Origin of the sequence: Geobacter benzoatilyticus (assembly GCF_017338855.1) — a bacterium.
Lineage (GTDB): Bacteria > Desulfobacterota > Desulfuromonadia > Geobacterales > Geobacteraceae > Geobacter > Geobacter benzoatilyticus.
Genome location: NZ_CP071382.1, coordinates 2,312,134 through 2,325,227, shown reverse-complemented (window position 1 = coordinate 2,325,227; position 13,094 = coordinate 2,312,134). Strand labels below are relative to the sequence as shown.

10 protein-coding genes are annotated in these 13,094 nt (G+C 58.9%); all 10 read right to left on the bottom strand.

The features are described from left to right. Positions 1-5: 5 nt before the first annotated feature. The 10 genes from JZM60_RS10825 to JZM60_RS10780 all read right to left on the bottom strand — a co-directional run bounded on the left by JZM60_RS10825 (position 6) and on the right by JZM60_RS10780 (position 13,049). A complete protein-coding gene (locus tag JZM60_RS10825) occupies positions 6-518 on the bottom strand; it encodes a GspH/FimT family pseudopilin (RefSeq protein ID WP_207162475.1) in 513 nt (170 codons plus the stop codon). Between the two features lie 193 nt (positions 519-711). Continuing rightward, positions 712-1,275: a pilus assembly FimT family protein gene (locus tag JZM60_RS10820; RefSeq protein WP_207162474.1), complete on the bottom strand. Its 564-nt coding sequence runs from the start codon at positions 1,273-1,275 to the stop codon at positions 712-714. 96 nt (positions 1,276-1,371) lie between these two features. Further along, positions 1,372-2,727 carry a sigma-54-dependent transcriptional regulator gene (locus JZM60_RS10815; protein WP_207162473.1) on the bottom strand — a complete coding sequence of 452 codons (1,356 nt, stop codon included), beginning with the start codon at positions 2,725-2,727 and terminating at the stop codon, positions 1,372-1,374. Between the two features lie 4 nt (positions 2,728-2,731). Next, on the bottom strand, positions 2,732-4,315 hold the full coding sequence (locus JZM60_RS10810) for a sensor histidine kinase (protein WP_207162472.1): 1,584 nt from the start codon (positions 4,313-4,315) through the stop codon (positions 2,732-2,734). 10 nt (positions 4,316-4,325) lie between these two features. Continuing rightward, the gene (locus JZM60_RS10805) at positions 4,326-5,105 is read right to left on the bottom strand and encodes a prepilin peptidase (RefSeq protein WP_207162471.1); all 780 of its coding nucleotides are present in this window, start codon (positions 5,103-5,105) and stop codon (positions 4,326-4,328) included. Positions 5,106-5,135: 30 nt separating this feature from the next. Next, positions 5,136-7,037, bottom strand: a complete 1,902-nt coding sequence (locus JZM60_RS10800) for a bifunctional diguanylate cyclase/phosphodiesterase (protein ID WP_207162470.1) — start codon at positions 7,035-7,037, stop codon at positions 5,136-5,138. Positions 7,038-7,196: 159 nt separating this feature from the next. Beyond that, on the bottom strand, positions 7,197-9,863 hold the full coding sequence (locus JZM60_RS10795; protein ID WP_207162469.1) for a valine--tRNA ligase: 2,667 nt from the start codon (positions 9,861-9,863) through the stop codon (positions 7,197-7,199). Between the two features lie 101 nt (positions 9,864-9,964). After that, positions 9,965-11,239 carry a response regulator gene (locus tag JZM60_RS10790; protein WP_207162468.1) on the bottom strand — a complete coding sequence of 425 codons (1,275 nt, stop codon included), beginning with the start codon at positions 11,237-11,239 and terminating at the stop codon, positions 9,965-9,967. 94 nt (positions 11,240-11,333) lie between these two features. After that, complete coding sequence (locus JZM60_RS10785) at positions 11,334-12,521, bottom strand: serine hydrolase domain-containing protein (RefSeq protein ID WP_207162467.1); 1,188 nt, start codon at positions 12,519-12,521, stop codon at positions 11,334-11,336. A gap of 120 nt (positions 12,522-12,641) precedes the next feature. Further along, entirely contained in the window at positions 12,642-13,049 is a 408-nt protein-coding gene (locus tag JZM60_RS10780; RefSeq protein ID WP_207162466.1) for a DUF2914 domain-containing protein, read from the bottom strand. Positions 13,050-13,094: the final 45 nt, after the last annotated feature.

Genomic DNA, 13,094 nt, shown 5'->3' with positions numbered 1-13,094 from the left:
TACCCTCACTTGTAGGTGGAGGTTGCACTGTCCCAGGCGGTAATAACCGGCCTGCCGGAGGCGCTTACCGCAATCCTCCTGCCGTCCGCGGGGGACCTGTTGTTTTTAAGATAGAAACTCCCGGTCGATGCGATGCCGCCGGCCTGAATAACCAGCCTGTTATCGGTAAAAGTACCTGAATCGGGAGCCGGCGCCGTCGTATCGAGGCTGCCAAAGGCAACCCCTTTGAAACCGCTCAGGTCAACGGTTTTGATAACCGTGCCGTTCTGGAGGATCCGGTAGCTGTTGGAATTGGCCGGAAACTGCTCCAGTGTGCACGCGGCACCATTTCGCAGCGCATAGATGCGGGTACTCTGGATATCGCTGAACAGCATGCGTGTTGCGTCCCTGAGCCGGTACAGGGGCAGCTGCTGCAAAAACATGAGTGTCCCTATCGCCGCAAGGACGCCGAGAATCGCAATGGAGATAATCAGCTCGATGAGGGTGAATCCCCGCTTGTTGTCTGCTTTAAGAAACATGGCCACCCTGCCTGTTCTGGAGTCACCAAATCTTGCAAGCAAGCATGGTGCCAGACGTCGTCACGACCGAAATCACACCTAACCCCTTAATTTCAGGCAAAACAAAAGTAACATTTATATAAACATACCCGCCTGCAACGCAAAAGGCTATGCAAAATTTGCATAGCCCTTCCGTCAACACGGAGCAATTTCGTCACATCTCAATCCAGTCCTTGCCGTCCCATTTGTGAATGGAACAGCTGAAATCTTTTGAATTGAAGACAAGTGCGGCCGCTCCCCCCGAGGAAGCCGACTGGATGTACACACTTCCCGCTGCACCTACAATTCCTTCATCGCTGACGAACCGATTATCGTCGAACGATATGCCATCCTCCGCTGGTCTCCGAACCGGCCCCCTTGCTCCGTAGCCGAAACTGAGGCCTCCCCCCATTTCTGAAAGGTCAAGCTCGCTGACAAGGGTTTCATCTCCCGTATCCCACTTGCCGTCGGGGCCCCTGCCGGAATAGAGGGTTGCCCGCCCCTTCGCGGGATCGAATAAAATGGCGCACGACTTGCCCTGTATGCTCAACAGCTTCGCGTCCTTGAACAGTGTCTTCATGTCGAGCACTGCCCTCTTGAGGCAAATATCCCCGTAGAGGCTGCTGAAGGCCGGCACCGCAAAGGCGCTCATGACGCTGATGATGGCAATGACCAGGAGGAGCTCGAGAAGGGTGAACCCCTCTGCCCTTCCCGGACATGAAACTGGCATCCGACGCATTTCCGGCACCTCCCTGTACCCAAACATAAAAAAAGCCGCGCAATATATTGCACAGCCCCCGAAAGATTGCAATTATTTTATTAAAATCATCAAACCTTATTCCATTTCATACTCCTTCAGCTTGTAAAGCAGTGCCCTGTGGCTGAGCTCCAGGAGGCGGGCCGCATGGGTCCGGTTGCCGCCGGTTTTATCCAGCGCGCGGCGGATGAGCTCCCGTTCGAGCCGCTCTTCCGCCTTTTTGATGGAGAGGGATTGTTCTTCCTCGCCCCCGGCAATCCCACCGCCCCGCATCGACTCCGGAAGGGATTCCGGCCCGAGAACCTCGCCATCGCACAGGATAAGTGCCCTCTCAATGCAGTTCTCCAATTCCCGAACGTTGCCGGGCCAGCCATACCCCGCCAGAAGGCGCATCGCTTCTGGAGAAACCCGGCACCCCGATTTGCCGATGGCTTCGGAGTGCTTCCGGGAAAAATGGTCCACAAGGAGCGGGATATCCTCCAGCCGCTCCCGCAACGGCGGCAGGGTAATGCTGAATACGTTGAGGCGGAAAAAAAGGTCCTCGCGAAAACGTCCCTCGGCCACATCCCGTTCCAGATCCCGCGAGGTGGCGGATACGACCCGCACATCAACCTTCGTGGTCCTTGTGGCGCCGAGCCGCCGCACCTCCCCCTCCTGGAGAACCCGCAGGAGCTTGACCTGGAGCGGGGCGGGCATCTCACCGATCTCGTCAAGGAAGAGGGTTCCTCCGTGGGCCTCCTCGAAGAGCCCGGCCCGGTCCGAGGCGGCATCCGTGAAAGCGCCACGCACGTGGCCGAAGAGCTCGGATTCCAGTAGATTTTCCGGAATGGCGCCGCAGTTGACCGCAACGAAGGGCCCCCCTCGCCGGCTGCCGTTGTGGTGGATGGCCCGTGCCACCAGTTCCTTGCCGGTTCCAGATTCACCGAGTATTAGTACGGAGACTTTCACGTCGCAGACCTTGCGGACAAGGTCGAATATCTCCCGCATCCGGGCATTGCGGCTCACAATGGCGCCAAAGGAGTACTCTCGCTCCATCGATTGCCGCAGGCGGAGATTCTCTCTTTTGAGCCGCTCCCGCTCCTCGGCTTTTTTGAGCACGAGCAGTATTTCGTCGTTCTTGAAGGGTTTGGAAACATAGTCGTAGGCGCCATTTTTCATGCACTCTATGGCCGTATCGATAGTACCGTAGGCCGACATCATGATGATGGTGGCGGAAAAATCCGCCTCCCTTGCCTTGCGGAGAAATCCGATGCCGTCCAGAACCGGCATGCGGATATCGCAGAAAACAAAGTCGTAATCTCCCTCCGCAGCAAGGACAAACCCGGCCTCACCGTCCGGAGCCTCATCGACTTCGTAACCGTTTTTACGCAACATCGTCCGCAGCATGTGCCGCAGATTTTCCTCATCATCGATAACCAACACGCGCGTTTTCATCCCATTACCCTTGATGGCTGGAGGCTTCCAGCGGCAGCCAGACCACAAACGTCGTCCCCTGCCCGACCGAGCTGGAGACCGTAATCCTCCCGCCGAATGAATCAACAATACGGGCCGATATGGCAAGACCGAGGCCGGTCCCCTTGCCGGGCTCTTTTGAAGTGAAAAATGGATCGAATATCCGGCCGAGACTCTCCGGCGGTATGCCGCAACCGGTGTCTGCAACCTCTATGAGGACACAGGGGACCGAATCCTCTTCCATGGCAAAGGGAGTATGGAACGCCCCGTTGAAATCATCTTTGCGGCGGCCAAAGACACGGCAGGGGGAATCTTCAGGCGCAACCGGGGGAGAAAATCTGCCGGAGCGGGCGTTCACCTCGAGCGTGCCGCCGCCGGGCATGGCATCGCGCGCATTGAGGAGGAGGTTTATAATCACCTGCTGGAGCTGGTTCCTGTCCGCCTCTATGAAAGGAAGCCCATCATCGACCCGAACGGCGCAGGCTACGCCTTTCAAGGCACCCTGCCGCTCAAGCATCTCTACCGTAGCCACGACGAGAGCGGCGGCATCGAAGGGTTCCAGGTTCCCAGGGGACGGCCGGGCAAAATCGAGGAGATCGCGCACAATTCTGTCAATCCGCTCCGCATCGCCCTGGATGCGGCGCAGGTAATCCGACTTCTCGGCATCATCGGCCAGCTCGTCGCGCAGAAGTCCAGCATACCCCATGATTGCCGTCAGCGGCGTGCCGATTTCATGGGCCGTCCCCGCCGCCAGAAGCCCAACCGAGGCCAGCTTTTCGGAACGGAGGGTCTCTTCCCGCGCCTTCTGGAGTTCACGGTTCGATCGCTCCAGCGATTCCACGTGACGCTCTGCCTCTTCCTGCTTGGCGCGCAGGGCATCAACCATGAGATTGAACGATTCGGCCAGCTCCGCGATCTCTCGCCCCCCCGGCACCGTAGCCCGGTGACCAAAGTCGCCCCGGCAGATCTTCTCGGTGGCGAGAAGGAGTTTACGCACCGGCACTACGATGAAACGGGAGAGAAGCAGTGACCCGGCCGCCAGCAGAAGGAGGAAATCGAGGACACAGTAAGCCAGGAAAAGATGCCGCGACTGGGCAAGGAGCCTCTTCTCCCCCCGTAGCGAAAGTTCGAGGCTTGCAGCCCCGGCAATTTTCCCGCCATGAACAATGGGAGCATAGCGGCAAAGGGTTCCCCTCCCCTCGGGAAAGCGAAAAGATTCGACTCCGGCAGCGAGAGTTTTGGCAAGCATGCCGCCTTCGGGCTCTTCTTTTCCAAGAACATAGAGCCGCGCCCCTTCACGTCCGACTACCGTAAGCCCGACGAACTCACTTTCAGCAGCAAGCCGCCGTGCCAGTGTGCCTGCGGGAGAAGACTCCAGGGCGGTGAGATCTGCCGGAGCCAGCGCCGTGAAAGAAGCGAGAAGGAGCCGCGCCTTGTCGTTCTTCTGCTGGAGGAGGTCATTCTCGGCAGTTTTGAAGGAGATGAGGCTGAGGAGAATCCAGGTGAGAACCAGGATGAAGGAGAGCGACGAGAGGATGAGGAAGCTGAGGCTGAAGCGAAACTGCTTCATGGTGGCCTCACTAACGGGCGCCGAGGGTCAGGTACCAGGTAATGATGGCCCGTCCGAAGAAGATATAGAGCACGGCACCCGCCGCCAGGAACGGGCCGAAGGGGATCGCCAGCTTGCTGTCTTTCTTCTGAACAAGGATCAGGGCGACGCCGATCACCGACCCGATGAGGGATGAGGTGAAAATTATGAACGGCACAGCCCGCCAGCCGAGGAACGCCCCCATCATGGCCAGGAGCTTGATATCGCCCCCCCCCATCCCTTCCTTCTTTGTGAAGAGCTCATAGAGCCAGGCCACCGCCAGGAGGCTCCCTCCCCCCGCCACGATCCCTATGAGGGAACTCTTCCAGCCGAGCCACGGTAGCACGAAAGAGCAGGCAAACCCGATCACGATCCCCGGCAGGCTGATGACATCCGGGATGATCTGGTGGTCAAGGTCGATGAAGGTGATGGCCACCAGCGCAGAACAGAAGACGAAGAGAACCAGGAAGGTGGGGGACGGCCCGAACTTAAGGAACAGGGCCAGGGTCAGAAGGCCATTCAGAAGTTCAACGAAAAGATAGCGGGGCGAGATGGGAGCGCCGCAATCGCGGCATTTCCCCCGCAGGATGAGCCAGCTCAGGATCGGAATATTGTGCCACGGGCGAATTCCGGCACCGCAGGCGGGGCAACGGGAGGGAGGGGAAACCACCGATTCTCCCGCCGGCAGCCGGTAGATGCAGACGTTGAGGAACGAGCCGACCGCAGCGCCCAGGAGAAAAGAAAATATGGCAAAAAGCATAAGGGGTGACATGAATAATCCTGCTGACAATTCAGGTTGTTATCAGCACCATTTAGTGAAGTTAAGGTACGAGTGCGCCTCTTTGCCCAGCAGCGGGATGAACGTTTCGGCAGGAGCAGGCTCGCTGAACAGGAATCCCTGCATATAGCGGCAGTTCAAGGCCCTGAGCACCTCCATCTGCTCAACGGTTTCGACACCCTCGGCCACCACCTTCAAATTGAGCCCCTCGGCCATGCTGATGACGGCGCCGGCAATGGCCTCATCGTCCGGATTGAAGGCAATCTCCCGCACAAAAGAGCGGTCTATCTTCAGGGAGTGGACCGGAAACTTCTTCAGGTAATGGAGCGATGAATAGCCCGTGCCGAAATCATCAATGGCGATCCGGACCCCCATCTGCTCCAACCGCCGGAAAGTCCTGATCGTCTCCTCCGCGTCATCCATCATGACACTCTCGGTGACCTCGATAATGAGCCAACCGGGGGCAAGACCGGCATCGGCCAGCGCCCGCTCCACCATCTCAACCAGGTCGTTCTGCTGAAGCTGGCGAAGCGAAAGGTTGACCGCCACCTGCATGCTGGGGTACCCGGCATCCTGCCACGCGCGGTTCTGGCGGCAGGCGGTCCTCAGAACCCATTCCCCCAGGGGAACGATGAGACCCGTCTCCTCGGCCAACGGGATGAACCGGGAGGGAGGCACGAGCCCCATGGACGGATGCTGCCAGCGGACAAGGGCCTCCATGCTGGCAATCCGGCCATGCTCCACATTTACCTTGGGCTGATAATGGAGGATGAATTCATTGCGATCCAGCGCCCTCCTCATGTCGTTTTCCATGGAGAGGCGCTCGAAAGCGCGGGCATTCATCTCCGGAGCAAAGAGCTGGAAGCTGTTGCGCCCCTGTTCCTTGGCCCGGTACATGGCCACATCGGCATTCTTCACCAGGGCATCACACGTGCGGCCATCATTGGGGTAAATGCTGATCCCGATGCTTGGGGTTATGAACAGCTCGTGCCCGTCGATGATGAAAGGATTCCTGAAAACATCGATAATTTTGTGGGCAACCTTGAGAGCATCCTTCACCTCGGTAATCGACGAGAGTTTTATGATGAACTCATCGCCCCCCTGGCGAGCCACCGTGTCACCCTCGCGGCGGCAGCAGTTCTTGATCCGTTTGGCAACCGCCATGAGCAGCCGGTCCCCCACCACATGGCCGAGGGTATCGTTAATGAGCTTGAAGCGGTCCAAGTCAAGAAACATAACCGCCACATGGCGCTTCTGGCGCTGGGCAAGGGCCAGGGACTGGGTCAGTCGGTCGTTGAAGAGTCGGCGGTTGGGGAGCCCGGTCAAGGCATCGTAATAGGCCATCTGGCGGATCCGCTCCTCCGCCCGTGAGCACTCTTCCACCTGCTTCTCAAGCATGGCGGCATGGTGGCCGAGATCAACCATGAGGCGGAAGTTGCGCATGACCGCCGAAGCCGTATGGGCGTACTGCTGGAGGAGCTGTTCGTCAACCTGGTCGAAGGGTTCATCCATGCGGAAAACCGTGAGGCTTGCCGCCACCCTTCCTTCTTCAAAAATCGGCACCAGCAGGGCCGTATTCATTTCAACCACCTGGAAGAGCTCACAGCTTTCACGGCAGAAGGAAGAGAGGCTGTCAACCCGCAGCGGAGTCCGGCAGGCCGCAAGGGCCGCACAGATGCTGCCGTTGCGCAAGGGAACCGTAACGCCCTCCATCATGGGGTTCCAGGCTCCGGAAGCTGCCGTGAAGGTCAGAACCCCAGCCGGATGGTCAATGACGGTGTAAACGGAGGTTTCCGCAGACACGACATCGCAGGCACCGTCACAGAGGGCGGTATTCAGGACATCGGAAGCTCCCATGGTCAAGAGTCTTCTGATCCAGAGGTCGAGCTTCACCAGGCCGTCATTGTAGCGCATCAGATTTGCCATTTTTTATGGGCGCAGTACTTTCTCTTCCGGAAATCATCCTCTGCAAGTCATAGTTTTGACTTTCAGAAGATATGGGTACACAAATGCAAAACCCTTTCCATTAATTCTGGCAAATATAAAAAACGCCGCCGAGATGACTCAACGGCGCTGTTTTACCGATTATTTCAACTTTCGTATTTTGTCGAGGCTCGCCAGCAACACATCCTTTTTCTGACTGAACTCGGCCAACTTCTCCCGTTCCTTGTCAACTACGTCGGCGGGAGCGCGCTCCACGAAGGAAGGATTAGTAAGTTTTTTTGACAGGAACTCGATATCCTTGTCCAGTTTACCGATTTCCTTTAGGAGCCGCTTTTCCTCTTCCTCCACATCCACGAGCCCCCGAAGCGGCACGGCGACTTCCACGTCGCCCGCAACCTGTACGGCCGCATCGGCCGGCCGCTCCAGCCCAGTGCCTATGGCAAGGTCCGACACACGGGCCAGGCTCATAATGTAGACTTCGTTCTTTTTAAGAAGATGGAGGCTCGCATCCGACGCACAGTTGAGGATTACGGAGATTTCCCGCGAAGGCGCTACGTCCATCTCGCCGCGAATATTGCGGATGCCGCGGATAACCTCCATGACCAGCTCCATCTCCTCGGCACCGCCGCGATACCCTTCCCACTCGGCACACGGCTGCGGATAGGAGGCAAGCATGATCGATTCGACCGTTGCCGGCTTCGGCAGCGCCTGCCAGATCTCTTCGGTAATGAATGGCATGAAGGGGTGAAGAAGCCGCAGGAGATGCTCCAGCACGAGCCAGAGGACATAGCGGGCCGTCCGTTGCCGCGTCTCGTCGCCGCGGTAGAGGTCGTCCTTCACCAGTTCGATGTACCAGTCGCAGAACTCGCTCCAGGTGAAGCGGTAGAGGGTGGTGGCGGCATCGTTGTAACGGTAGGCCTCAAGGGCATCCCGCGTCTCGGCGGCGGCAGCGTTGAGACGATAGAGAATCCAGCGGTCGGCGTTGGAAAGCTCGAGCCCTGCCGGATCGACGGCGGCGGGATCGAACCCTTCCAGGTTCATGAGGGCAAAGCGGGAAGCATTCCAGATCTTGTTGGCGAAATTGCGATAACCGGCGATCCTCTCCTCGGCCAGCTTGATATCGCGCCCCTGGGCCGCAAATGCCGCCAGCGTGAAGCGGAAGGCGTCGGTGCCGTACTTGTCGATGACCAGCAGAGGATCGATGACGTTCCCCTTGGACTTGCTCATCTTCTGCCCCTGGGCATCGCGGACCAGGGCATGGATGTAAACGTCGCGGAACGGCACCTCCCCCATGAAGTGGAGTCCCATCATCATCATCCGGGCCACCCAGAAGAAGAGGATGTCAAAACCGGTCACGAGACATGAGGTGGGGTAGAAGGATTTCAGCTCCGGGGTCTGGTCGGGCCACCCCATGGTGGAAAACGGCCAGAGGGCCGAGGAGAACCAGGTGTCGAGCACGTCGGTCTCCTGGCGGATTTCATCGCTGCCGCACTTGGAGCACGTGGTGGGATCGACCTTTGCCACGGTGACTTCGCCGCAGTGGTCACAGTACCAGGCCGGAATTCTGTGCCCCCACCAGATCTGGCGGGAGATGCACCAGTCGCGGATGTTTTCCATCCAGTCGTAGTAGGTATTTTCCCACTGCTGGGGAACGATGCGGGTACGCCCGTTCTTCACCGCGGCCAGGGCCTCTTCCGCCAGGGGCCCCACCTTGACGTACCACTGGAGCGACAGGTAGGGCTCCACCACGGTCTTGCAGCGGTAACACCCCCCCACGGACATGGCGTGGTCTTCGATCTTCTCCAGTAGCCCAAGGGCCTCCAGGTCTTCGACGATTTTTTTCCGGGCGGCAAAACGGTCCATCCCCTCGTACTGGTGGCCGGCGGCGTTTATGACCCCTGACTCGTCGAGGACATTGATCACATCCAGATTGTGGCGCCGCCCCACCTCGAAATCGTTGAAGTCATGGGCAGGGGTGATTTTCACTACGCCGGTGCCGAACTCCCGGTCAACGTACTCGTCGGCCACCACCGGAATCTGCCGGTTCATCAGCGGCAGAACGACGGTCTTCCCGACGAGGTCGGCATAGCGCTCATCCTCGGGATGAACCGCCACGGCGGTATCGCCCAGCATGGTTTCGGGGCGGGTGGTGGCAACCACCACGAAACGGCCCGGCTCACCGGCGACGGGATAGCGGAGATGCCAGAAATTTCCGGCCTTTTCCTCGTGTTCGACCTCAATGTCCGAGAGCGCCGTATGGCACCGGGGACACCAGTTGATGAGGCGATTATCGCGATAGATGAGCCCTTCCTCGTAGAGACGGACAAAGACTTCGCGCACCGCCCGGGAAAGGCCCTCGTCCATGGTGAACCGCTCCCGCTCCCAGTCGCAGGATGCGCCAAGGCGCTTCAGCTGCCCGATAATCTGCCCGCCGGACTCGGCCTTCCACTTCCAGACCCGCTCGATGAACGCCTCGCGCCCCAGCTCGTGGCGATCCTTCCCCTCGGCGGCCAACTGCCGCTCCACCACGTTCTGGGTGGCGATTCCGGCGTGGTCGGTGCCGGGCATCCAGAGGACATTGTAGCCGCACATCCGCTTCCAGCGACAGAGGATGTCCTGAAGGGTATTGTTGAGGGCATGGCCCATATGGAGGGCCCCCGTGACGTTGGGCGGGGGGATGACAATGCTGTAGGAGGGCTTATCGCTCACCGCATCGGCGCGGAAATATCCCTTATCCGTCCACGTAGCGTACCACGCCTCTTCAACGGCCTTGGGCTCGTAGACCTTTGCAAGTTCCTTGTCTGCCATTGGATTGACCTCTGTTATCTGAAAAATGAAAAATGGGGATGTGGCATCCCCATTTTAGTATCAATACATCTTGCCGGTCCATGGTCCCCGGTCCCCGGCTTCTAACCGCCTTCCTTGATCCGGCGGATTTCTTCCTTGATGAGGGTTTCGGCCAGGTCGGGCACAACTTCCCAGGCAATTCGTTCTATGACCTCCCGGGAGATGCGGGAGATGGCTGCCGCAAGCTGTTCCTCGGTCATGGTTATGGCCCCGCCTGCATCGGCTCCGGCAGGGCTTGCCGCAACGGCCGGCGGCTCCGGCAACGGCTCCATCCCGGCATTCGGTGAATATTCATCGGGAACAGGGGAAAATGCTTCGACGGGAGGAATCGTAAACTCGCCGGCAGCAGAAACTAACTCTTCCGAAGGAGCTGTTTCGGAGATGGTGCCGTAGGGCTCTGCCGCGGCAGCGGCAACTTCATCGCCGAAGACGAAGGATTCCTCAAGGGGCGGGGCTCCGAAAGGCTCCGGCGCGCTGGAAGCCGAAAGGACCGGCTCTTCCTCTTCTTCGGTGAATACAAATTCGTCGCTTGCCGGGGTAACGCCGAACTCCATAGTTGTGGCGGCCGGCTCCGGAGCGAAATCATCTGATTGCTCCAGTTCGAAGGAAATCGGAGACGCAGACGGTGCGGCAGCAGCTTCCACGGCAGCGGACTGCCCGCCCCCACCGGCATCTTCACCGGTAATCTCGTCCTCAAGCTCAAACGCACCCCAGAGATCATCGGAGGGAGATGCCTCCTCAACCTCGAAAGCGAAGGGTTCCGGTTCCTGCGGAGCGGCGCTGACAGCCGGAGGCTCGGGCGTTACGGGGGACGGCGCGGGGGCTGCTACCGTCGCAGGCTCTTCAAACTCGATCTCAAAGGACGGCACGGGCTCGACGTCAACAACGGGAGTAACAACAGGAGGAACGACTGCGGCTGCCGGCTCCTGCACCGGAGGCGCAGCCTGTACGGGGACCGTCCGGCTTTTGCCGAGCTCCAGCAGGCTCTTCACCTTTTCGACAAGCTGCTGCGACTCGAATGGCTTGGAGATGAAGTCATCGGCACCGCACCGGCGAGCCTTTTCTTCGTCGAAAGGCTCAAAAGCGCCGGTCATGAGGAGAATGGGAACTGCACCAAGGAGAGGATCGTTGCGAATCTCTTCGCATACTTCGTAGCCGGATTTGCCGGGCATGATGGCATCCACCAGCATCACATCGGGCTTGTTTGCGCGGGCCTCGTCAACGGCTGAGCCGCCATTGTCAACGACAGTCAGATCATAATCCTCGTTGGCGAAGATGATCCCCACTACCTTTTGGATGGTTATACTGTCGTCGGCAAGGAGAACCCTGTTGCCCATGAAAAAACCTCCTCTGATAGGAGCGTAACTATCCTGAAAAACCGCGAACAACCGCGGAAAAACTAGCACAAGCCCCCGGCGGGTGTCAAGATGTTTACCGGATTCGCACCGGGGCGGAGACGGCTGTACCCGCAACTTCACGAAGGTTCGTATGGAGCATGGAAAAAGCCGCCGTAGAGATGTCGCTCCTGAGTCTCGAAAAGGAGCGGGTGTGGCGGTAGTCGAGCCGCGCCGAAAGGAAAATCACGAAGGAACCGTCTTCCGGGTCAATCCAGATGGACCCCCCTGAATAACCGGTATGCCCGAAAGATGCTTCGGAAAAACCTGTCCCTTTCGGCGCGGAAAAAGGCGATGAGATATCCCATCCGAGCCCGCGACGGACCTTGCCGCCACGGGAGAAGTACGGAGCCGTCATCTGCTGGACGGTTCGGGCACTGAGCACCCGCTGCCCGTCAAGTTCTCCCTCGCCCAAAATCATGCGGCAGAATCGGGCAAGGTCGCCGGCCGTGGTGAAGACTCCGGCATTGCCCGCCACTCCGTCCAGAAGACGGGCGCAGGGGTCCTGCACTTCCCCGAACAGGGGATCGCCATGCACGTCGAGGGTTGCGGCACAGCGAATGGCAGCGGCCGATCCCGGATTGAAACCGGTCTCTGCCATGTCGAGCGGGCCATAGAACGTTTCAGCCGCAAGGCGATCCAGGGTAGAGCCGGTAACCCTTCGAACCAATTCCCCCAGAAGAATGAAGTTGATGTCGGCATACCGGAACCGGTGGCCGGGCTCCCCCTTGAGTTTCTGGTGCGCAGCCCCCTCAATAGCACTCCCAAGCGGATTCGCCGCCGATAGCGCAATATCGTCGAGCCCCGAGGTATGGGTCAACAGATGCAGCACAAGCAGTTCATCCTTCCCGCTTCCGGCAAACTCGGGGAACCAGCGGACAACGGGATCGGCAATGGAGAGACGCTGCTGCTCCGCCAGCATCATAACCGTCGGCGCAGTTGCGATCACCTTGGTGAGGGAGGCGGCATCGAAGATGGTTCCGGTCGTGACCGGCGGAGAATCGGGTTCACCGGAAACCCTGCCGAATGCCGACTCGTAGAGTATTCCCCGGCGGTCGCCCACAACCACAACTCCTCCGGAGATGAGGCCGTCGGCCATTGCCTTATCCGTAATGCGAGAAACGGCACTCTGCCACGAAGCCGGAAAAAGAGGGGTGTCGCCGGCGAATACCGGCAGAGAGGTAAAAAGTACCAGGAAAATTATGGAAAGTTTACGTGACAACATGGCGGACACCATTTTCCCTTAGCCGTCGAGGAGCAACCCTCAGCCCAGCATTGCAAACGAGAGGCCACAACGGCATTCTCCGCACATGACAAAGGGGAGTTGCCCCCCCTTCGTGTACGCTCAGTTGATCCTGAAATCGACCGCTTTCAAAAGCTTCCCCTCGCTATCGAGGGTTTCGACCCGCCACTTGCCTACGGAATCCCGGCCGATGGGCCGCTTGCTCCAGGTGCGCCACTTCTTCCCTTTCACGTTCAGTTCCTGTTCAGCCGCCACCTGGCCATTCCTGTACCAGATGTGCCGGATGGTCGTTTCCGTACCCGAAGGGTTCAAGATGCGGGTGAAGCAGTAGAGGGCCGGAACGGAGCGGTGATTGATCCTGCGCACCGAATCGATGGGGTTGTTGCGGGATATTTTGGTCGTCACGGCCATTTCGGTAATCCGCAGAGCGCCGGCTTCGGCCGCCATGGCGCCGGTCACCATGAACAGGCACACGATGATTACCGTCAGAAATGTTGACACCCTTCTCATCAGCATCACCTCACATGGGGTTGAATCCTTCGCATCCGCCTCTCG

Bases quoted from the DNA above. Each gene is read 5' to 3' on its own strand.
- JZM60_RS10800 (WP_207162470.1), bottom strand. From the start codon at position 7,037: ATGGCAAATCTGATGCGCTACAATGACGGCCTGGTGAAGCTCGACCTC.
- JZM60_RS10825 (WP_207162475.1), bottom strand. From the start codon at position 518: ATGTTTCTTAAAGCAGACAACAAGCGGGGATTCACCCTCATCGAGCTG.
- JZM60_RS10795 (WP_207162469.1), bottom strand. From the start codon at position 9,863: ATGGCAGACAAGGAACTTGCAAAGGTCTACGAGCCCAAGGCCGTTGAA.
- JZM60_RS10790 (WP_207162468.1), bottom strand. From the start codon at position 11,239: ATGGGCAACAGGGTTCTCCTTGCCGACGACAGTATAACCATCCAAAAG.
- JZM60_RS10785 (WP_207162467.1), bottom strand. From the start codon at position 12,521: ATGTTGTCACGTAAACTTTCCATAATTTTCCTGGTACTTTTTACCTCT.
- JZM60_RS10805 (WP_207162471.1), bottom strand. From the start codon at position 5,105: ATGTCACCCCTTATGCTTTTTGCCATATTTTCTTTTCTCCTGGGCGCT.
- JZM60_RS10810 (WP_207162472.1), bottom strand. From the start codon at position 4,315: ATGAAGCAGTTTCGCTTCAGCCTCAGCTTCCTCATCCTCTCGTCGCTC.
- JZM60_RS10780 (WP_207162466.1), bottom strand. From the start codon at position 13,049: ATGAGAAGGGTGTCAACATTTCTGACGGTAATCATCGTGTGCCTGTTC.
- JZM60_RS10815 (WP_207162473.1), bottom strand. From the start codon at position 2,727: ATGAAAACGCGCGTGTTGGTTATCGATGATGAGGAAAATCTGCGGCAC.
- JZM60_RS10820 (WP_207162474.1), bottom strand. From the start codon at position 1,275: ATGCGTCGGATGCCAGTTTCATGTCCGGGAAGGGCAGAGGGGTTCACC.